Source organism: Burkholderia sp. AU30280 (genome assembly GCF_020420125.1).
Lineage (GTDB): Bacteria > Pseudomonadota > Gammaproteobacteria > Burkholderiales > Burkholderiaceae > Burkholderia.
The window spans coordinates 365,843-386,283 of sequence record NZ_JAIZRY010000001.1; the positions used below are offsets into that span (position 1 = coordinate 365,843).

Annotated in this window: 16 protein-coding genes; 11 read left to right on the forward strand and 5 right to left on the reverse strand. The window is 67.3% G+C overall.

The features are described 5' to 3' along the window. Positions 1–53 precede the first annotated feature (53 nt). From LGN17_RS01585 to LGN17_RS01595, 3 genes are all read right to left on the reverse strand, one after another. The gene (locus LGN17_RS01585) at positions 54–1,031 is read right to left on the reverse strand and encodes a transglutaminase family protein (RefSeq protein ID WP_226194881.1); all 978 of its coding nucleotides are present in this window, start codon (positions 1,029–1,031) and stop codon (positions 54–56) included. Between the two features lie 8 nt (positions 1,032–1,039). Continuing rightward, positions 1,040–1,981 (reverse strand): alpha-E domain-containing protein, encoded by a 942-nt coding sequence (locus tag LGN17_RS01590; RefSeq protein WP_175950574.1) that lies wholly within the window; start codon positions 1,979–1,981, stop codon positions 1,040–1,042. Between the two features lie 64 nt (positions 1,982–2,045). After that, entirely contained in the window at positions 2,046–3,461 is a 1,416-nt protein-coding gene (locus tag LGN17_RS01595; RefSeq protein ID WP_226194882.1) for a circularly permuted type 2 ATP-grasp protein, read from the reverse strand. A gap of 600 nt (positions 3,462–4,061) precedes the next feature. Between LGN17_RS01595 and LGN17_RS01600 the strand changes: the two genes are divergently transcribed. The 11 genes from LGN17_RS01600 to LGN17_RS01650 all read left to right on the forward strand — a co-directional run bounded on the left by LGN17_RS01600 (position 4,062) and on the right by LGN17_RS01650 (position 18,538). Further along, positions 4,062–5,060, forward strand: coding sequence for a LysR substrate-binding domain-containing protein (locus LGN17_RS01600; protein ID WP_226194883.1), 999 nt, complete (start codon positions 4,062–4,064; stop codon positions 5,058–5,060). Between the two features lie 713 nt (positions 5,061–5,773). Next, complete coding sequence (locus tag LGN17_RS01605; RefSeq protein WP_226194884.1) at positions 5,774–6,211, forward strand: hypothetical protein; 438 nt, start codon at positions 5,774–5,776, stop codon at positions 6,209–6,211. 63 nt (positions 6,212–6,274) lie between these two features. Next, the gene (locus LGN17_RS01610) at positions 6,275–7,075 is read left to right on the forward strand and encodes a hypothetical protein (RefSeq protein ID WP_226194885.1); all 801 of its coding nucleotides are present in this window, start codon (positions 6,275–6,277) and stop codon (positions 7,073–7,075) included. 98 nt (positions 7,076–7,173) lie between these two features. Further along, positions 7,174–9,870: a poly-beta-1,6 N-acetyl-D-glucosamine export porin PgaA gene (gene pgaA, locus LGN17_RS01615; RefSeq protein ID WP_226194886.1), complete on the forward strand. Its 2,697-nt coding sequence runs from the start codon at positions 7,174–7,176 to the stop codon at positions 9,868–9,870. A 15-nt stretch (positions 9,871–9,885) separates the two neighbouring features. After that, complete coding sequence (gene pgaB, locus LGN17_RS01620; RefSeq protein ID WP_226194887.1) at positions 9,886–11,979, forward strand: poly-beta-1,6-N-acetyl-D-glucosamine N-deacetylase PgaB; 2,094 nt, start codon at positions 9,886–9,888, stop codon at positions 11,977–11,979. Next, on the forward strand, positions 11,976–13,247 hold the full coding sequence (gene pgaC, locus LGN17_RS01625; RefSeq protein ID WP_226194888.1) for a poly-beta-1,6-N-acetyl-D-glucosamine synthase: 1,272 nt from the start codon (positions 11,976–11,978) through the stop codon (positions 13,245–13,247). Before pgaB ends, pgaC begins: the two co-directional genes overlap by 4 nt. Next, positions 13,225–13,713, forward strand: a complete 489-nt coding sequence (locus LGN17_RS01630) for a Biofilm PGA synthesis auxiliary protein PgaD (RefSeq protein WP_226194889.1) — start codon at positions 13,225–13,227, stop codon at positions 13,711–13,713. Before pgaC ends, LGN17_RS01630 begins: the two co-directional genes overlap by 23 nt. 115 nt (positions 13,714–13,828) lie before the next feature. Next, on the forward strand, positions 13,829–15,652 hold the full coding sequence (glmS, locus tag LGN17_RS01635; RefSeq protein WP_226194890.1) for a glutamine--fructose-6-phosphate transaminase (isomerizing): 1,824 nt from the start codon (positions 13,829–13,831) through the stop codon (positions 15,650–15,652). Then, positions 15,649–16,917 (forward strand): hypothetical protein, encoded by a 1,269-nt coding sequence (locus LGN17_RS01640; RefSeq protein WP_226194891.1) that lies wholly within the window; start codon positions 15,649–15,651, stop codon positions 16,915–16,917. The genes glmS and LGN17_RS01640 overlap by 4 nt, the downstream gene beginning before the upstream one ends. A 270-nt stretch (positions 16,918–17,187) precedes the next feature. Then, positions 17,188–18,024, forward strand: a complete 837-nt coding sequence (locus tag LGN17_RS01645; RefSeq protein ID WP_226194892.1) for a c-type cytochrome — start codon at positions 17,188–17,190, stop codon at positions 18,022–18,024. A gap of 34 nt (positions 18,025–18,058) precedes the next feature. Next, positions 18,059–18,538 carry a GNAT family N-acetyltransferase gene (locus tag LGN17_RS01650; RefSeq protein WP_226194893.1) on the forward strand — a complete coding sequence of 160 codons (480 nt, stop codon included), beginning with the start codon at positions 18,059–18,061 and terminating at the stop codon, positions 18,536–18,538. A gap of 90 nt (positions 18,539–18,628) precedes the next feature. On the opposite strand, the gene LGN17_RS01655 is transcribed toward LGN17_RS01650, so the two are convergent. Together LGN17_RS01655 and LGN17_RS01660 are read right to left on the reverse strand one after the other, a co-directional pair. Next, a complete protein-coding gene (locus tag LGN17_RS01655; protein ID WP_226194894.1) occupies positions 18,629–19,894 on the reverse strand; it encodes a Zn-dependent hydrolase in 1,266 nt (421 codons plus the stop codon). After that, positions 19,887–20,408 carry an L-2-amino-thiazoline-4-carboxylic acid hydrolase gene (locus LGN17_RS01660; RefSeq protein WP_226194895.1) on the reverse strand — a complete coding sequence of 174 codons (522 nt, stop codon included), beginning with the start codon at positions 20,406–20,408 and terminating at the stop codon, positions 19,887–19,889. Before LGN17_RS01660 ends, LGN17_RS01655 begins: the two co-directional genes overlap by 8 nt. Positions 20,409–20,441: the final 33 nt, after the last annotated feature.

The window sequence follows — 20,441 nt, forward strand, 5'->3', positions numbered from 1 at the left end:
TCGATGCGACGCGGCGGCCCGGCCTGGCGGATTCGGCGAAAGCGTGCGCGAGGTCAGACGAGCTCGGGCGTCTGCACGACGCTGATCTCGACGCCGACGGCCGTCGCGCCGAGCCCCGTCACAGGTTGCGCGTCGCGATAGTCGAGGCCGACCGCGATGCGCACGTAGCGCTCGTCCGGGCAGCGATTCATGAACGGATCGAACCCGACCCAGCCGAGCCCTTCGACATAGGCCTCGGCCCACGCATGGCCGGCCGGCTGCTGCATCAGCCCGGCCGCTTGCTGCTGCGCGCCGAGCGCCGGCTGCGGCAGCCCCTGCGACTGCGCGGCATGCGACGCGCCGAGCACCTGCTGCATGCCCTCGCCGCTCTGCAGCGCGAGCGCCTCTTCCTCCTCGACGTCGCCCGCGTTCTGCTTTGCGTCGGCGATGCGCTGCATCGCGCTGTCCGCCAGCACGTAGCCCGAGATATAGCGCGCGGGAATCTTCAGCACGCGCGCGGCCGCGATGAACGCATGCGCATGGTCGCGGCTCGTGCCCTCGCCGCTTTGCAGCGCCGTTTCGGCATCGACGGGCGCGTCGGCGGCCAGGTTCGGCGCATACGCAATACGGTCGTGCACTTCCGTCATCAGCCAGTGCAGCGCATCGAGGCTGCGCGGCTCGATCGGCAGCGCCTGCGTGAGCGCGCGCACGGTGTCGCCCGCCTTCGTGAGCGCGGTCTCGCGCTCGAAGATCCACGGCGGCGCATAGCCTTCGGGATTGCCGATAATGCCCGAGCGGTCCTGCGTCTCGACGACGCCGGCCGCGACGACGACGATCTCGGCCTTCGCGCCGCGGTCGTGCCGCACGAGGTCGATCCGGTTGCCGAGCCCGTCGGCATAGGACAGCGTCGGCTCGACGCCGTCGATCGTGACCTGCCACGCGCGCACCGTCTGCCCGGGGCCCGACTGCGGGCGCAACCGCAGCCGTTGCAGCGCATGGGTGGCTTGATCGTCGAACTGATAACGCGAGATGTGTCGGATGGCGAGTCGCATGGCAAGTCTCAGTCGAAGTTGTAGGCCTGGGCGATTTCGAGCCCGAGGCTGTTGTTGCGGCCGATGAAGTCGGTCAGGAACTCGTGCAGGCCGCTCTTGAAGATCCGCTCGACCGAGGTATCGGACAGCATTTGCAGGATCTTCGTGGCCGTGTCGTGACAGGGATGTGTCACGCCGTAATCCTTCGCGAGCAGGTTCAGGCTCGACACGACGCGCCCGTAGCAATAGCGCAGCGAACGCGGCATGCGGCCGTTCAGGATCAGGTAGTCGGCGATGTTCATCGGCTTGTACTGCACGTCGTACACCCAGCGGTACGAACGGTGCGCGGCGACGCAGCGCAGGATCGTCTCCCACTGGTAGTTGTCGAGGATCGTGCCGACGTGCGACACCGACGGCAGCAGCAGGTGGTATTTGACGTCGATGATCCGCGCGGTGTTGTCCGCGCGCTCGACGAACGCGCCGATCTGCGCGAAATCGAAGATCTCGTTGCGCAGCATCGTGCTGTAGAAGCTGCCGAGGATCAGCGCGGTTTCGCGCTTCACCTGGTCGAGCACCGCCGGCACCTCGCTTTCCGGCACCGGCTGGGCAAGCGCGCGGCGCAGCGCGAGCCACGCGCCGTTCACGCTCTCCCACGCCTCGCGCGTGAGCGCCGTGCGCACCATCCGCGCGTTCGAGCGCGCGGCCTCGATGCACGACAGCACGCTCGACGGGTTGTCGCGGTCGCGCAGCAGGTAGTCAGTTACGGTATCGGCCGCATACGCGTCGTATTTCTGCCGGTAGCCGTCGTCCGTGCCCGAGCTGACGAGCACCGACGACCATTCGGCCGGCGCGTCGGACGTGCGCGTGAGCGCCATCCGCAGTCCGGCATCGACGATGCGCGCGATGTTCTCCGCGCGCTCGATATAGCGGTACATCCAGTAGAGACCGCTTGCAGTACGTCCCAGAAGCATCTCGTGTCCACTCCGTCTTCATTCGGTTCGCGCGCCGGCTCCGGCGCACGGGGTCGCGTCCGGCTCAGTCGGCCAGCACCCAGGTGTCCTTGGTGCCGCCGCCCTGGCTCGAGTTGACGACGAGCGATCCTTCCTTCAGCGCGACGCGCGTGAGCCCGCCCGGCGTGATGCGGATCCGGTCCGACACCAGCACGAACGGCCGCAGGTCGACGTGGCGCGGCGCGAGGCCGGCTTCGGTCAGGATCGGCGTCGTGGACAGCGCGAGCGTCGGCTGCGCGATGTAGTTCGCGGGGCGCGCGCGCAGCTTCGCGGCAAAGGCTTCCAACTCGGCCTTCGATGCGCACGGCCCGACCAGCATCCCGTAGCCGCCGGAGCCGTGCACTTCCTTCACGACCAGTTCGTCGAGATGGTCGAGCACGTATTTCAGGCTGTCGGCTTCGCCGCAGCGCCAGGTCGGCACGTTCTCCAGCAGCGCCTTGCGGCCCGTGTAGAACTCGACGATCTCCGGCATGTACGAGTAGATCGCCTTGTCATCGGCGATGCCCGTGCCGGGTGCGTTCGCGATCGTGATGTTGCCCGCGCGGTACACGTCCATGATCCCCGCGACGCCCAGCACCGAATCGGGGCGGAACGTGAGCGGATCGAGGAACGCGTCGTCGACCCGGCGGTACAGCACGTCGATCGGCTGGAAGCCTTCGGTCGTGCGCATCGCGACGCGGCCGTCGATCACCTGCAGGTCGCTGCCCTCGACGAGGTGCACGCCCATCTGGTCGGCGAGGAACGAATGTTCGTAGTACGCGGAATTGTGGATGCCGGGCGTGAGCACGGCGACGGTCGGGTTGTCGGCGTTGCCGCCCGGCGGGCACACGGCCGCGAGCGACTGGCGCAGCATCTGCGGATAGGTCTCGACCGGGCGCACCTTCACCTGCTGGAACAGCTCCGGGAAGAGCTGCATCATCGTCTCGCGGTTTTCCAGCATGTACGACACGCCGGACGGCGTGCGCGCGTTGTCTTCCAGCACGTAGAATTCGTTCTCGCCGGTGCGCACGATGTCGACGCCGATGATGTGCGTGTAAACGTTGCCGGGCGGCCGGAAATCGATCATCTCCGGGATGAACGCTTCGTTGTGCGCGATCAGGTGCTTCGGCACGATGCCCGCGCGCACGATTTCCTGGCGATGGTAGATGTCGTCGAGGAACGCGTTGAGCGCCATCACGCGCTGCTCGATGCCGAGCGACAGCCGGCTCCATTCGGCGCCCGAAATGATGCGCGGGACGATGTCGAACGGAATCAGCCGCTCGGCGGCCTCCGCATCGCCGTAGACGGCGAACGTGATGCCCGTCTTGCGGAACACGCCTTCCGCGTCGTGGGCTTTCTGGGCGAGGCTCGCGGGATTCTGCGTGTCGAGCCACTGCTTCAGGCGCGCGTAGGGCGCCCTTACCATGTCGCCGGATTGCAGCATTTCATCGAATGGCTTCATCGATCTTTTCTCCATCGATCGTTTTCCCCGGCATTGCGCATGCCGGACCGGCGTAATGAATGCTTTGCAAGGAACGTGCCTTGCGCGATCCCATCGATATCCCCCCGTTTTTGCGCCGCGTCAGGCACGCCCACGCGGCATTGCGCACCACAACGGTGCAACCCCTGACGCGACGGGCGACCGCGGTGCGCCGCGAACGCGCACGGCCGATGCTGCGCCGCGTCTTTCGAACATAGTTCCCCCGCGTGTCACGAATGTGCAATCTGCACTGCACAAAAAACGGGCCGCCCGGGCGCCGGACCACCGGAACGAAAGGATCGGAAGGCGGGCCGGCACGCGCACGGCGCAACCGGCCCTGGGGGAAGTACCGTCTGCGGCCGCACCGGCAGTTCGACGCAATGAACTGTCCGGTTAGCCGGGTCCGGCACCTCAACGCTATGCAGCCGTAATCCCGCCGACAACGCCCATGCATATTTCGACTGACACCCATCGAAAAAAAACATCGGGTCGACTGGCGCGAGGCGCGGTACGCTAGAAAGTTCGTGCAGCAAACGGTGCCGCCGCCTTTCAGGCGCCCGACGATAAAAAGCGAAGATCGACATGGAAGCAAAGTGGCTGGAAGATTTCCTGAGCCTTGCGGATACCAAGAGCTTTTCCCGGGCCGCGCGTAACCGGCACCTCACGCAGTCGGCATTCAGCAGACGAATTGCCGCACTCGAAACCTGGATGGACGCGAAGCTGGTCGACCGAAGCATCAACCCGATCACGCTGACGCCGGCCGGCCAGATGTTCCGCGGGCTTGCCGCGGACATCCTGCGCAGCATGTATGCGGCGCGCAATCTCGTGAACGGCTACGACCAGTTCGCGGCCAGCGATCAGGTCGTGCGTTTCGCGGTCGCCCACACGCTCGTCTTCACGCTGTTTCCCGAATGGCTGAAGCAGCTCAACGGCGAGGTCGGCCACGTGACCGCGCGCGTCAATGCGGTCAATGTCCCGGAAGGCGTGCAACAGCTCGTCGAAGGTGAATGCGACCTGCTGCTCGGCTATCACCATCCGCAGTTGCCGATCGTGCTCGACCCGAACCACTTCCCGTTCGTCAGCCTCGGCGTCGAACGGATCCTGCCCGTGTCGACGCCGGATGCGCGCGGCAAGCCGGTGTTCCAGCTGCCGGGCACCGCCGATGCGCCGCTGCCGCTGCTCGCGTATTCGTCGGGCGCGTTTCTCGGCAACATCGTCGAGATGCTGCTGCTGAACGCCACCGAGCCGTATGTGCTGCACCGGTGCTTCGAGACGCACATGTCCGAGGCCCTGAAGGGCATGGTCGTGGCCGGGCACGGGATCGGCTGGCTGCCGGAAAGCTGCGTCGCGAAGGAACTCGCGGACGGCACGCTCGTATGCGCGGGTTCGGGCGACTGGATCACCGAGCTCGAGATCCGCCTGTACCGGTCGGCCCGCAAGCGCGGGCTCGCGGCCGAGCAGCTGTGGACCTACATCATGAACCGGCCGCGCGCGGCGCTCGAAGGTACGGCTGACGCGGTCGCACCTTCGACCGCGCCGGCGATGCGCATCGCGCGGCGCAGCGCGGGCGGCAGCCGCTGATCTTCGCGTTCGCGTCGTTCCCGCAGACGACGCGAACGCGAGTACGGATCGTGGCAATCCGGTGTGCGCATGCATGCGCGTCGCGCCGTTTCTTGGCGAACGCGATCCGCTCCCCGGCAGCAAGCGGCGATCCCGCCGTAGCCTGAATAATTACCACGCCAGACGCGTCATCGTTATCAGAGGAATCGCAATCGTTTGCGTTTCCGGAATGCTTTCTTTACGTCGAGCACGGCGTGCCGGCATATTCCGTCTTATTATCAGAACAAGAAATACCCCGTTACAGAAAAAAATTAAAAGTTTCGATTTACCTGTAACATTCAAAAAACCAAAAACGTTGCACGGCCATTTCATATCGTGCGACCTGTATCCGGATCGAAATCAATTCACCCGGAACACAGCCGCAAAAATTTCTTTTATCAGTCGTTATTTTTCGGCACGAAAGTCGATACGTCCGACGTGATTCAATACGTACTGGATCATCGCTACCGGACAGGAATATTCATACTCGGCAATATCGACTTTCTTCATAATTAAGAGATTCACTTAAATTCGTCGTTATCCTATTTAAATAGGATATTTAACCGCGTCCCATTCCGGCCACACGCGGTTGTTGGTTAAAAGTCCATCGTGTATCAATAGCATGTCGCAAAAAGAACGCTGGCAAATCTGACTCCGAATAAATGCTCGTCATTGATTCCGGACGGGAGGTTGCAATGTCTTCCTCGTTTCGACAGCATGCTCGCCCCTTCCTGAGCGCCACCCTCTCCGTGCTCTGCGTGAACGCGATGACCCAGGCGCTCGCGTCCCGGCCACCTGCTCCTGCCCCCGCCTCCGATCCGGGTACGGGCCGCTATGTCATTTCTTACATCTGCGGCGATGCGCGGATCGACGGTACCGCACCGCTTCCGCCCGACGGCCGGCCGTACAACCTGGGCGTGTCGTTTGCGTCGGCCAAAACGGGGCAGCCACTCGCCAACGTCCAGGTGCGCCTGCGGCGACATGGTCGCGTCCTCGTCGAATTCAATGCCTCGGGGCCGCGTTGCCTGTTCAGCGTGCCGGATGCGAGCTACCGGGTCGAAGGCACCTATCAGGGCGCCACCCAGTTCGCGATCGTCGAAACGGGTGCGATGACCACGCAGTTGCGATGGTGAGCGCCACCTGACCCCGCCCGGATCACGACTCTCACCGCAACGTATCGAATCGAGGAGCTTTGAATGACTCGTGCAGAACGACAGGACGATTCGCCCGCCCGCCAGCCGCAACCCACCTGGGGCCCTGGAAAGAACGCGGCGCTCAGCTTCGTTGCCTTCGCCGCGATCTTCGGCATCTTTGCCTACGCCGAGCGGGACACGACGGTCGGCCATGCGAGCGCAGCGCACGACATCTCCGGCATGATCGGAACCGCCGTCGGGAAGACCCGCAAGGCGATCGTGGCCGCAACCGCGCGCGCCACGGGCGCGTCCGGCGGACCCGCGGCTTCGGCTGCCCCCGAGCCGGCGCCGGCACTCGCAAAGGCCGCCCCCTCCCTAACACCGCAGCCGTCCGCTTCGGCAGCACCCGCGAGCGCGGCGGCGCCTCCCGTCACGCTCGCGCTCGAGCAGGAAGCTGCGCCGCGGCCCGCGCCCCGTGCCGTCGCGCAACGCCTGCAGCCGCCGCAGGCCCCGCCCGTGACGCTCGCGGCCGGTACGCATGCGACATCGGCCTACGGTCGTATCGCCACGCGACACGGTGCCGAACGTCGTGCGCAGCGTGCCGAAACGCTGGCAGGTACGAGCAGGCGCATGGACTTCGCGCCAAGGCCCCGGCCGTATGGCGCCGACACCGGGCACATGCAGACGGCAAGCATCACGCATGCGGAACTGGAAAGCGCGCGAGCGCTGGCAAAGGCGCGCTCGTGCGCGGTGATCGACGAATGGCGCTGCGTGGAACACAACGCGAGCCGGGCGCTCGCGATCGACCCGACGAACAGCGAATCGCGGGCATTGCTGGGTCAGGCGGTCCGCAACCGGCTCTGAGCCGGGCCCGCATCGCCGGGCACTCGCAGCCCGGCCGCGCGACGGCGTGCATCGCCTGGCAAGCAACCGATGTGGTCGTTTCGAAAGGAGGACCCCTCGTGGACAGCAATCGTCAACAACAATGCACCACCGTCACGCCGTCCAACCGGCGGATCCTCCTGCATGCGCCGCTGGTGTTGCTGCTCGTCGCGTCCGGCCCCTGCTTCTCCGCCGACGGCGATACGGAAGCGGGCCGCGTCAACGAAATCGCCGGGTCCAACGGCGCGCCGGACGCGCCACCGCCCGGCATGCAGCCAACGGTCGTATCGATCCCGATCGCCGACGCGGCGGGCGCCCCACCCCCGCATGCGCCGACGCCGATCGCGCAGGCTTCGGATGCGTCGATGCAGATCGCGCAGGCGTCGAACCCGCAGCCGGCTGTGCCGACCACGGTCGTGGTGGAACCGGAAGCGCCGCGCTCGAGCGCCCCGGTGGCGGGCGCGCGAGCGCCGGATACACCGGTTACGCCGGCGCCGGTCGCGCAGACACCGGAAGCACCGCTGCTGCTTGCGCAGGCCGAGATCGCCCGGCCGCCCGATGCATCGGCGCGTCCCGCCTCGACGACGCCCGACACGTCTGCCCCCGCTTCGCCGGCGCCGGTCGTGCCGGCTTCGGACATCCCGGCGAAGGTCGCGCAAGCCGCCCCCGCCGCGCCGTCAAATGCGCCGACGCAGATCGCGCAGGCCTCCGGCACCCCGATGCCGACCTCGCCTGCACCCGTTCCCCGGATGCCGGGCTCGCCACCGCCGTCGTCCCCGGCGCCGAACGCCCGGACACCCGGCGCCCAGCTACCCGGCGAACCGACACAACCCTCGCAAGGCCCCGACGTCGAGGCCCCGAACGCCCAGGCGCCGAATCTCCGTACCGCCGATGTCGAGACCGTGCGCAACGACGTGTTCGGCCTCGCGGCGAGCGGCGGCGCGATCAAGGCGCTCGACGAAGCGAAGGCGCGGCCCGATGCGTTCTCTGCCGTCGACATCGCGCAACTCGAGGAGCTGTCGATTCGACAACAGGTGCGCGGCGGACGCGACAAGTCGCGCGCGATGACGAGTTCCGACCGCTTCGACGGCATCGACAACGCGCTGCGCGCGGCCGACGATCTCGACAAGCGGATGCCGGCCACGCCCGAGTACACACCGGTCCGGACGGCGCTCGCGGGCGACCGCACGGTCGCCTATGCGGCGCGCGGCGACATGAAGACGGCCGTCACGACGTTCGAGACCATTCCGTCGAACGCGGAGATCTCGATCGATGCGCTGTCGGCCGTCGGCGACGCCTACCTGTACCTGAGCGAACCGGCCAAGGCAACCGCCGTGTACCAGCGCGCGCTGAAGCAGGCGAGCGCATCGTCGACGGACCGCGCGACCCGCGGCTTCCAGTACGGTGCACGCACGCGCCCGATCGAACTGCGCGAAGGGCTGTTCTGGTCGTACGTCGACCAGGGGCGCGCGGCCGACGCGAAGCAGGTGCTCGATGAAATGGGCGCGTCGCTGCCGCCGGTCAAGGAGGTCCGCACCTACGGCCCGGAGGAAGGCGACTATCTGCGCTACTACCGGCTGCGCGCGCAATACCTGATCTACACGGGCCACGTCGACCAGGGGATCGCCGCGCTCGAAGCGCTCGAGAAGCAGGTACCGTTCAACGCGGAGATCCGTGCCGCGCACGCCGACGCGGTGTCCGGGCAGTCGCATCCGCGCCAGGCGATCGCGATGTACCGCGCGTCGCTGACCGACCACCCGGACAGCGTCGAGATGCTCGCGGGTCTCGGCCGCGCGGCGCTCACGGCCGACGACTACGCGACCGCGAAGAGCGTCGACCAGACCCTGGACAACACGTTCCCGGACAGCGGCGCCGTGCGCGGATTCAAGCGCGACTACAACGCGTACCGCAGCCCCGTGTTCACGACCGACCTGAGCTACGAGCACGGCAACAGCGCACTGGCCGACAACAGCTTCACGTCGGACAGCTATGTGTATTCGCAACCGTTCGGCGACAACTGGCGCGTCTTCTCGCACACGTTCTTCGGCTATGCGCAGACCGACTCCGGCAACGTCAGCCGCACGCGTACGGGCGTCGGCGGCGACTACCGGCACGGGCCGCTCACGGTCCTGGGCGAAGTCACGCGCTCGTTCGGCACGGACGGCCGAACCGGCGGCCGCGGGTCGATCGCTTACGCGCTGAACGATTACTGGACGGTGAGCGGCGAGCTCGACACCAACGACAACTCGCTGCCGTGGAAGGCGTATGTCGCGCACATCTGGGGCCGCTCGGCGAACGTCTCGGTCGTGTATCGCCAGAACGACCGTCGCGAGGTCAAGCTGAGCTACGGCGTGAGCCGCTACAGCGATTCGAACCTGCACCAGGAGATCTCGGCAACCGCCACGCAGCGCGTGTACACGAGCGCCAACCAGCAGGTCAACGTATCGCTGGATCTCGGCACCGACAGCAACACGCGCCAGGACGCGCCCTACTTCAACCCGGGCCGCGACTATGCGGCCGCGGCGACCGTCATGCACCAGCTGACCCTGTGGAAGCAGGGCGACATGGGGTTGCAGCAGCGCGTCTCGGTGTCCGGCGGCGTGTACAACGAGCGCGGCTTCGGCACCAGCCCCCTGTGGAGCGCGCGCCTCGAGCACGCGTGGACGTTCAAGCACGACATCACGCTGAGCTATGGCGTCGAGATCAGCAGCCACGCGTACGACGGCGAGCGCGAACGCTCCGAAACCGGCTTCATGTCGGTCAACCTGCCGTTCTAGCAAGGAGATCGAGTCATGCAATCCCGACGAACCTTCATGTGCGGATGCCTCGGTACGTTTGCCGCCTGTTCGCTGTTTCCCGGCGTGACCAACGCCAGGATGATCGACCTGCTGCCGCCGTCCGATCCGGCCGACGGCAAGACGTTTCGCGTGATCTGCATGCATGACGTGCGCGACAACCTGATGGCGTCGTTTTCGTCGGCGTCGGCGCTGGTCGACCCGTTCGCGGTCGATACCGGCACGCTGACCGCGATCTTCTCGTGGCTGCAGACCAACAACTACCACACCGTCACGGTCAGGCAGATCGAGGAGTCGCGGCACGGCGGCCAGCCGCTGCCGCCGCGCGCGGTGCTTCTCACGTTCGACGACGGCTTTCGCAGCCACTACACGAAGGTGCTGCCGCTGCTCGAGCGGTTCAAGTATCCGGCCGTGATGGGCATCGTCACCGCGTGGATCGATACACCGCCGGATACGCCGATCCGCCTCAGCGACACGGTCCAGGTGCCGCGCGACTACTTCATGTCGTGGGACGAGGTGAAGCAGGTCGGCCAGTCGCCACTCGTCGAGCTCGGCTGCCACACGCACAACCTCCATCACGGCGCGGTCGCGAATCCGCAAGGCAACGAGTTGCCGGCGACCACGTCGCACCTTTACCTGCAAGACGAGAAGCGCTATGAAACCGACGCCGAATTCGAAGCGCGCGTGCACAACGACCTGCAGACATGCGTGCGCCAGATCCACGAACATACCGGCATCGTCGCACGCTCGATGGTGTGGCCATACGGCGCGGAAAACCAGCCCGTGCGCCAGATATCGACGTCACTCGGCATGGACATCCAGTTCAGCCTCGATGCCGGCCCGAATACGCCGGACGTGCCGCTGGACCGGCTGCGGCGGATTCTGATGATGTACGACGTCGACATCGGCGGGTTCGAGCGCTCGATGCGCGAGCCGGCTTCGAACCGCGGCGACGTCGACGTGCCCGAGCGCACCGTGCAGGTCGACCTGGACCAGGTCTACGATCCGGACCCCGCGCGGCAGGAAGCGAATCTCGGCAAGCTGATCGAACGCATCTACCGGATGCAGCCCAAATCGGTGTACCTGCAGGCGTATGCGGACCCGAAAGGCACGGGCGTGGCCGAATCCGTGTATTTCCCGAACCGGCACCTGCCGATGCGCGCCGACCTGTTCTCGCGTGCCGCGTGGCAGCTCAACACGCGTTCCAACGTGCAGGTGTACGCATGGATGCCGGTGCTCGCGTTCCGGCCGCCGGCCGACAGGCAGCGCGGGCTCGAGGCCGTGAGCGCCTACGGCGGCGCGCCGGCCCGAGAGAACGGCACGCGCACGTTCCGGCTGAGCCCGTTCGATCCGGACGCGCGGCTGATGATCCAGCAGATCTACGAGGATCTCAGCAAGCACGCATCGTTCAGCGGCATCCTGTTCAGCGACGACGCCGTGCTCGACGACTACGAGGATGCGGGCCGGCACGCGCTGCGCACCTACGCGCAGTGGGGGCTGCCGGCCGACGTCGGCAAGATCCGCGAGAACCCCGACCTGATGAAACGCTGGACCCGGCAGAAGTCGCGCTACCTGATCGACCTGACCCGCCAGCTCGAACAGATCGTGCTGGCCCACCAGAACGTGGGCGACGTGCTGACCGCGCGCAACATCTTCGCGTTGCCGGTGCTCAAGCCCGAATCGGAAGCGTGGTATGCGCAGAACTACGACGATTTCCTCGCCACCTACGACTACGTCGCGCTGATGGCGATGCCGTACATGGAACAGGCGAAGGATCCCGAAGGCTGGATGGACCAGCTCGTGCAGGCCGTCCGTGCGAAGAAGCTCGGACTGCAGCGCACCGTGTTCGAACTGCAGTCGTACGACTGGCACGCGCACAAGGACGTGGCGGCCGGCACGCTGCTCGCGCAGATGCGGCGGCTACGCAGCGAGGGTGCGGTGAATTTCGGCTATTACCCGGACAACTTCCTGAACGACCGGCCGGATCTCGACGCGATGCGCGACGTGATGTCGTTGCAGTCGCGCCTCGACCCGACCTCGATCAACGCACTGATGCAGATGCAGAAAACACCGGGGACGAGGACGCCATGACCACCCACAGCCTCATCCAGCGCCTGCAGGATTTCGTCTTCTACTATCCGTTCTTCATGTCGTACCTGTGGATGATCGGCGGCGTCGTGCACTACTTTCTGCTCGAGGAAGGCCGCGAGCTGTCCACGCGGACGATCGCGTCGAGCGGCATCCCGAAGATCTCGATCGTCGTGCCCTGCTTCAACGAAGCCGCGAACGCGCGCAGCGTGATCCGCCACCTGGACCGGATGCAGTATCCGAACTACGACATCATCGCGGTCAACGACGGCAGCCAGGATCGCACCGGCGAGATCCTCAACGAGCTCGCCGTCGAGATCCCGAGGCTGCTCGTGATCCATCACGCGCGCAACGAAGGCAAGGCGGTCGGCCTCACGACCGCGGCGGCCGTGTCGAACGCGGAATACCTGCTGTGCATCGACGGCGATGCGCTGCTCGCGCATGACGCGATCGGCTGGATGCTCGAGCATTTCCTGACCGATCCGGGCGTCGGCGCCGTGACCGGCAACCCGCGTATCCGCACGCGCACGTCGCTGCTCGGCCGCATGCAAGTCGGCGAATTCTCGTCGATCGTCGGGCTGATCAAGCGCACGCAGCAGGTGTACGGCCGCATCTTCACGGTATCCGGCGTGATCACGATGTTCCGCAAGACCGCGCTCGCCGACGTCGGCTACTGGAGTTCGGACATGCTGACCGAGGACATCGACATCAGCTGGAAGCTGCAGTGTCGCGACTGGCGCGTGGTGTACGAGCCGCACGCGCTGAGCTGGATCCTGATGCCGGAGACGGTGAAAGGCCTGTTCCGGCAGCGGTTGCGCTGGTCGAAGGGCGGCATCCAGGTGCTGATGAAGTACGCGGGCACGCTCGCGCGGCCAACCCAGATGATGATGTGGCCGCTGTTCGCGGAGTACCTGATCGGCATTGCGTGGGCCTACTCGATGTCGTTCATCCTGCTGCTCGCACTCATCGGTGTCGTGTACCCGCTGCCGCAAAGCTGGCACGTATCGGTCGTGCCGCACTGGCACGGCATGCTGCTGGTCGCCACCTGCATCATGCAACTGATCATCGGCAGCATGATCGATCGTCGTTACGACGAAAAACTCCTGATGTATTTCCTTGACACCGTCTGGTATCCCGTCGCCTTCTGGCTGATCAGCATGATCACCACCGTCGTCGCCCTGCCCGCCATCGTGCTGCGGGGCCGCGGCAAGCGGGCCGTATGGGTCAGCCCCGACCGAGGCATTCAACATGAAGAACGCACCGATTATTGACCTTTCCCTGCGCGCACCGCGCGAAATGATCGCCGAGCGCGGCCGCATCGTCGGGTCCGTGCTGATCATCTGGTTCCGGCTCTTGCGGCCGGCGCTCGTGGGCGCCGTGTGGGCATCGATCTGCATCTATACGTACCGCTACCTGCTGCCGTTCAACCCGGCCGAGATGCCGATCGAACAGATGGTGTTCTACGCGACCGGCATCGCGATCATCGCCGGCACCATCGTCACGTGGCTGATCGCGGGGCGCGTCGTGCATCCGCTGGCGTACCGGCTGCGGGTGTCGAAGATGCTGCGCCGCTCGGCCAGCGCAAAGGTGCGCTCGGTGCCGGCGAACGCGCTGGCCGGCGCCCACCGGCGCGGCGCGCGGCGCACCACGCGCATTCTCGTCGCGTCGCACGACGCGAACGGCTCGATATCCGGCATCGAATGGGTAACCCACGCGGGGCCGCAGCCCCGCGAGTAGGTCGGCGCAGACGCGCCGCCGCGCACGAGACCGCATCGGTGCCGCGCGGCGCCGCCCCCGACACCGTGCTGCCGTGCCTGGGCAGCGCGGCAACCTTTTACGGACGAGGTGAATCATGTGCGGAATCGTCGGAGCAAGCGGCCTGAACAACCAGGTGCCGCAACTGGTCAATGCGCTGAGCCGGCTCGAGTATCGCGGCTACGATTCGTGCGGCATTGCCGTACAGGACGATGGCCGCCTGCGCAGCGAACGCACGTTGCGGCGCGTGACCGACCTGCAGGCCCGCGTGCTGACGCTGGGCCTCGAGGCGCAGACCTGCATCGCGCATACGCGCTGGGCGACCCACGGCGCACCGTCGGAAATGAACGCGCATCCGATCATGTCCGGCGACACGATCGCGGTCGTGCACAACGGCATCATCGAGAACCACGACACGCTGCGCGTGGAGTTGCGGGAGCGCGGCTATACGTTTCGCGGCCAGACCGACACCGAGGTGATCGCGCACCTGATCCACAGCCTCTATCGCGACGACCTGTTCGACGCGGTCGTGCGCGCCGTCAAGCGGCTGCACGGCGCGTACGCGATCGCGGTGCTGAGCGCGCGCGAGCCGCAGCGCCTCGTCGCCGCGCGCGCGGGTTCGCCGCTCGTGATCGGCATCGGTGCCGAACAGAACTACCTCGCGTCGGACTGCGCGGCGCTCGGCGACCTGACCGACCGCTTCGTCTACCTGGAAGACGGCGACGTCGCGCTGATCACGCCGGACCGCATCGCCGTGGTCGACTCGGGCGGGCACGAAGCCCAGCGCCCGCTGTGCCAGGTGAAGGCACGCGAAGGCGACGCCGCGCTCGGCCCGTACCAGCATTTCATGCAGAAGGAAATCTTCGAGCAACCGAAGGCGATCGACAACACGCTCGACGGCATCGACACGATCTCGCCGGCGCTGTTCGACGCGACCGACGGCGCACGCGCGCGGCTGTCGAAAGTGAGGAGCGTGCTGCTGCTCGGCTGCGGCACCAGCTACTACGCGGGCCTGACTGCGAAGTACTGGCTGGAGGCCATCGCGGGCGTGCCCGCCCAGGTCGAGATCGCCAGCGAATTCCGCTACCGCGATACGGTGGCCGATCCGCGCACGCTCGTCGTCGGCATTTCGCAATCGGGCGAGACGGCCGACACGATCGGCGCGATCGAGCGGGCGCGCGACAGAGGCCAGGCACTGTCGATGGCGATCTGCAACGTGGCGACCAGCACGATCGCGCGCAACGCGCCGCTGCGCTTCCTGACGCGGGCCGGCATCGAGCTCGGCGTCGCGTCGACCAAGGCGTTCACGACGCAGCTCGTCGCGCTGTTCGTATTGACCCTGACGCTCGCGCAGCTGCGCGGCCGGCTCGATGCGGCGCAGGTCGCACAGCACCTGAAGCAGCTGCGTGCGCTGCCCGAGCGCATCGGCCACGCGCTCGCCCTCGAAACGCAGATCATGGGCTGGGCCGCGAAGTTCGCGCGCACCGAGAACGCGCTGTTCCTCGGGCGCGGCATTCATTTCCCGATCGCGATGGAAGGTGCGCTGAAGCTCAAGGAAGTGTCGTACATCCACGCGGAAGGCTACGCGGCCGGCGAACTGAAGCACGGCCCGCTCGCGCTCGTCACGAGCGCGATGCCGGTCGTCACGATCGCACCGGACGACCGCCTGTTCCAGAAGCTGAAATCCAACATGGCCGAGGTACGCGCGCGCGGCGGGCGGCTCTACGTGCTGGCCGGCGACCGTCTCGGGATCGACGCCGACCGCGACACGCACCTGATCCGCGTGCGCGAATCGGGCGACCTGCTGTCGCCGATCGTCAACGTGATCCCGCTGCAACTGCTCGCGTATCACGTCGGCTGCGCGCGCGGCGCCGACGTCGACAAGCCGCGCAACCTCGCGAAATCGGTGACCGTCGAATGACGGGCCGAGCGCGCCCCGTGCAGTCGGTCGCTCGATGCGCGGCGGCCGCCCTGTGCGGCGCATGCGGCATCGTCACGGCGCCGCCGCCGGCCTGCGCCGCCACGCAGGCCGTGCATACGGTCACCGTGCAGGACGCCCCGTCGCCCCGCCCGAGCGTCGATCCGCGCAGCTTCATGCACGGCATCGGCGTGGCCGACGCCGGCAACGGCAAGCGCTGGGTGTTCTTCAGCAGCTCGGGCATCGTGCCGCGCGGCGCGATGCGCAACGGCAACTGGCCGCATGACGTGTACGTCGGCGAATGGCTGCCCGGCAAGCCGCACCTGCTGCACGTCCATACGTTCATCAGCCGCCCCGAGGCGCAGGAGCCCGTATCGATCGCGCAGAACGCGCGCGGCGATATCTTCGTCACGTTCGAGGACGGCTGGAACGCGCCGCAAGAGGTCAGCCAGCGCTACGGCGTCTATCGACGTGACCTGAAGCCGATCAAGCCCTATCCGAACGATGTCGAATCGGGCGGCCACTCGGGGCATGTCGCCACGGCGGCCGACCGTTTCGTCGTGTTCTATTCCACCGACTGGATCGACGGCGGCGGCGTCGACAACCTCGGCACCGGCAACGGCGTCTACGTGAAAACCTACGACGCGGCCGGACGCGTGCTGAACCAGGTGGCGGTCGCGCCGCACCGCCGCGAGTGGTGGCCCGTCGTCGCGGGCTCGCCGCATATCGCGCTGCTCGTGTGGCAGAAATACATCGAAGGCAGCACGAACGCGACGCTCGAATACGCGATGTTCGACCCGGTCACGGCCAGGCTGGACAAACTGGGGACGCTGAACGACGCGATCCAGTACTACGTGTACGCGTCGGCTTATGTGCCCGAGATCGACCGCTTCATCGTCGTCACGACGACGGCGGACGATCGCGGCGTCGCGATGCTGATCGCGCCGGACGGCCGCCGCACGGCGACGCTCGACTGCCTGCCGGCGTCGGTGCGCGAATCCGGCATCGGCGTGTCCGGCACGCATGCCTACGTGCCGCTCCGCGACGGGCGGCTGCTGACGCTGGCGCTCGGGCCGGCGGACATGTCGGTCAGCGGCGTGCAGCGTTCGCCGATTCCGTGGGGCTCGACCGGTATCGCCGGCTTCCCGGCACCCGGCACCGCGATGCATTTCGTGTCGCTGACGCCGTCGGGCACGCGCGAAGCCGATTTCGAACCGGAGCATGAAACGCCGTTGCCGAAGCGCGAAGTGCGTTGTTCGAGTCATTGACGGCGGCCCGGTAACGGGATCGCCGTGAACGCGGCGGGCCTGGGCCCGGCTCGTCCGCCCCGTCGCGCCCGGGCCGCGCCGCGCGACGCCCCAGCCGTCCCGCCCCCCGATCGCCGCGCACGCGGTGGTCGATCCGTTCGGTAGCGGCCGCCCCTTCCCGCGCCGCAGTCGCCAGCGCCGCGCGTACCGGATAGACTGTCGCCCGATTCCTTCCATCGGCCGCGGCGTGCGCCTCCTGTCGCGGCCGGAACGCCCTTTTCCGGAGAACGAATGCTGAAGCGCCGGTGGTTTTCGCTTTTGCTGCTGACGGCATGCCTGATCGGACAACGCGCGTCGGCGCAGTCCGCGCTTGAACTCGAGACGGACGGCACGGCCCGCGCCCTCACCCGGCAGACGCTGCTCGCGCGCCCCGACGCCACCGACATCCAGGTGCCGCGCGACATCGCATACGGCCGGCCGATGACGTTCCGCGCGGTGCCGTTCGCCGCACTGCTCGGCGACACGCCGCTGCCGGCCGACGGGGTGCTCGAAACCCGCGCGGCCGACGGCTTCGCCGCGCAACTGCCGCTGGATCTCGTGCGCCGGCGCACGCCGGCCGGCGCCGTCCCGTGGCTCGCGATCGAGGATCCCGCGCATCCGTGGCCGAAGCTGCCCGGCAAGCAGGTCAGCGCCGGGCCGTTCTATCTGGTCTGGCTCGGGCCGGACGCGTCGTCGGTGCGCGGCGAGCAGTGGCCATACCAGATCGTGCGCATCACGATCGAGTCGTCGCCGCTCGCGCGCTGGCCGTCGCTCGCCGTCGATGCCGCGTTGCCGGCGAACGATCCGGCTCGCGCGGGCCAGCGCCTGTTCGTCACGCAATGCCTCGCATGCCACCGCCTCGACGGTGCGGGCAGCAGCCATGCCGGCCCCGACCTGAATGCACCGATGAACCCGGTCGACTACTTCCAGCCCGCCGCGCTGCGCCGCTATATCCGTAACCCGGCATCGGTGCGCGACTGGCCCGGCCGCAGCATGCCGGCGTTTCCGCCCGACCAGTTGAGCGACCGCGAACTCGACCAGATCGTCGCGTATCTCGCGTATATGGCGCGGCGCAAGGCCGGCCGGTAACGCGCGGCAAAATCGAATCACTCAAGGAACGTTGATGACGTCAGGCGACACGCTGTTCACCATCGCACCGATCGACGCCGCGCAGACGCACCCGCTCCGGGCAATGATCCTGCTGAATGGCGATCTGGGCGCGTGCGAACTGGCCGGCGACCATGCGCCGACGACACTGCATGTCGGCGTACGCGACGCGTCGGGCATCGTCGCCGTTGCGTCGCTCTGTGAGGAGTTGCGCGACGACGATCATGCGCGGCCGGCGTGGCGGCTTCGGGGGATGGCCGTCCATCCTGCCGTTCGCGGAATGGGCTTCGGGCGCGTGCTGGTGCAGGTTTGCGTGCGGCACGCGCAAGCACGCGGGGCCGCGCTCGTGTGGTGCACGGCACGCGAAGCCGCGTACCGCTTCTATGAAAAGCTCGGCTTCGCAGCCGATGGCGCGACGGTGGCGATGCCGGGGCGCGCCGATACGGCATTCCATGTGATGCGGCGATATATCGATCGGCAACCGCCTGGAGCGTGACTCGAACCACGCGCTCGCGTCGTCAGGCGGAAACCGGCGTGGCCCGACCGGAGAACACACTGCGCCGGACCACCGCCGCCGCACCCAGGCTCAGGTTTCCTGCGCGCTTTGCAGCACCGCATGCAACAGCACGTCGGCGCCTGCCGCCGCCCACTCGGGCGTAATCGCTTCGGCCTCGTTGTGGCTCAGCCCGTCGACGCACGGCACGAAGATCATTCCGGTCGGTGCCACACGCGCCACATAGCACGCGTCATGACCCGCGCCGGACACGATATCCATGTGCGACAGCCCGAGCGCCCGTGCCGCATCGCGCACCGTGTCGATGCAGCGCGGCGCGAACGGGATCGGCGCATACGTGAAGATCTGCTCGATCTGCGCGCCGAGGCCCGTTTCGTCGGCCACACGCGCGAGTTCCGCACGCAGCGCCGCGTCCAGTTCGTCGAGCACCGCGTCGTCGGGATGACGGAATTCGACCGTGAAGAAGCAGCCGCCCGGCACGGTATTGCGCGAGTTCGGCCGCGCCTCGATCATCCCGACCGTCGCGCGCGCGTCCGGCGCGTAACGGCGGCCGAGCACCTCGACGAACGAGATCATCCGCGCGGCGCCCACCAGTGCGTCGCGACGGAACGCCATCGGCGTCGTGCCCGCGTGCGCATCGACACCGGTGAGCGTCACCTCGTACCAACGCTGCCCCTGCCCGGCCGTCACGACGCCGATCGTCTTGCCCGCCCGTTCGAGAATCGCGCCCTGTTCGATATGCAACTCGTACGCCGCATGCACCGGATAGCCGCCGACGGGCTCCGCGCCCGCATAGCCGATCCGCGCCAGTTCCTCGCCGATCGTCCGGCCCGTGCCGTCGGTGCGCGACAGCCCGTATTCGAGCGTATAGACGCCCGAAAACACGCCGGCCGACACCATCGCCGGCGCGAAGCGCGAGCCTTCCTCGTTGGTCCAGATCACGACGTCGATCGGGCGCTCGGTCTCGATGCCCGCGTCGTTCAGCGCGCGCACGACCTCGAGCCCGCCGAGCACGCCGTAGATGCCGTCGTAGCGGCCGCCCGTCGGCTGCGAATCGGCGTGCGAGCCGGTCATCACCGGCGCGGCGCCGGGATTGCGCCCCGCGCGGCGCGCGAACACGTTGCCCATCTGGTCCACGCGTACCGTGCAGCCTGCGTCTTGCGCCCATTGCACGAACAGGTCGCGCGATTCGCGATCGAGATCGGTCAGCGCAAGACGGCAGACGCCGCCCTTCGGCGTCGCACCGATCTGCGCCATCCGGTCGAGCGACGCCCACAGGCGGTCGCCGTCGACGCGCGGCGCGCTCACGCGCTCGGCCATTGTGTTGTCGTCACGCATCGCCGTTCTCCGGCGCGGCTTGCCGCGCGTAACGGAAATCGCAGCGCTTGCCACCCTGCATGATCGTGCTCGTACGCGTGAGCGCAATGTCCGGCGCATAGCCCTGGATGAAATAACTGTCGCGCGCGCAGCTCAGCAGGTGCCCGATCTCGCCGAGCCCCATCGCGTGATACATCTCCGCATAGCTGCAGCGATGCACGTCGTAGTCGTAATGCGCGTCGTCCGCGCGCCGCACCTCGACGTCGAGCGCGTCGTCCTTCTCCCACAACACCTGCAGCGCGATGAACGACTTCACGCTCGTGCCGCCAGGCTCCTGCGCGGCAAACGTGCGGCCGGCGTCGACCGCCGCGCCGCGCACGGCTTCCGCGATCACGGCCTGCGCGCGCTCGGCGCCGAACTCGCGCTTCATGATCTCGTAGATGGGCTTGATGATTTCCGCTTCGATGCGGCGCCGCGCGAGGATCCCGAGGCGCGTGTCCTCGGCGGCGGCGGATGGATGGGTGGTTTCGGTCATGGGGATCGTCTTGGTCGCTGGATCGCTGTGTCG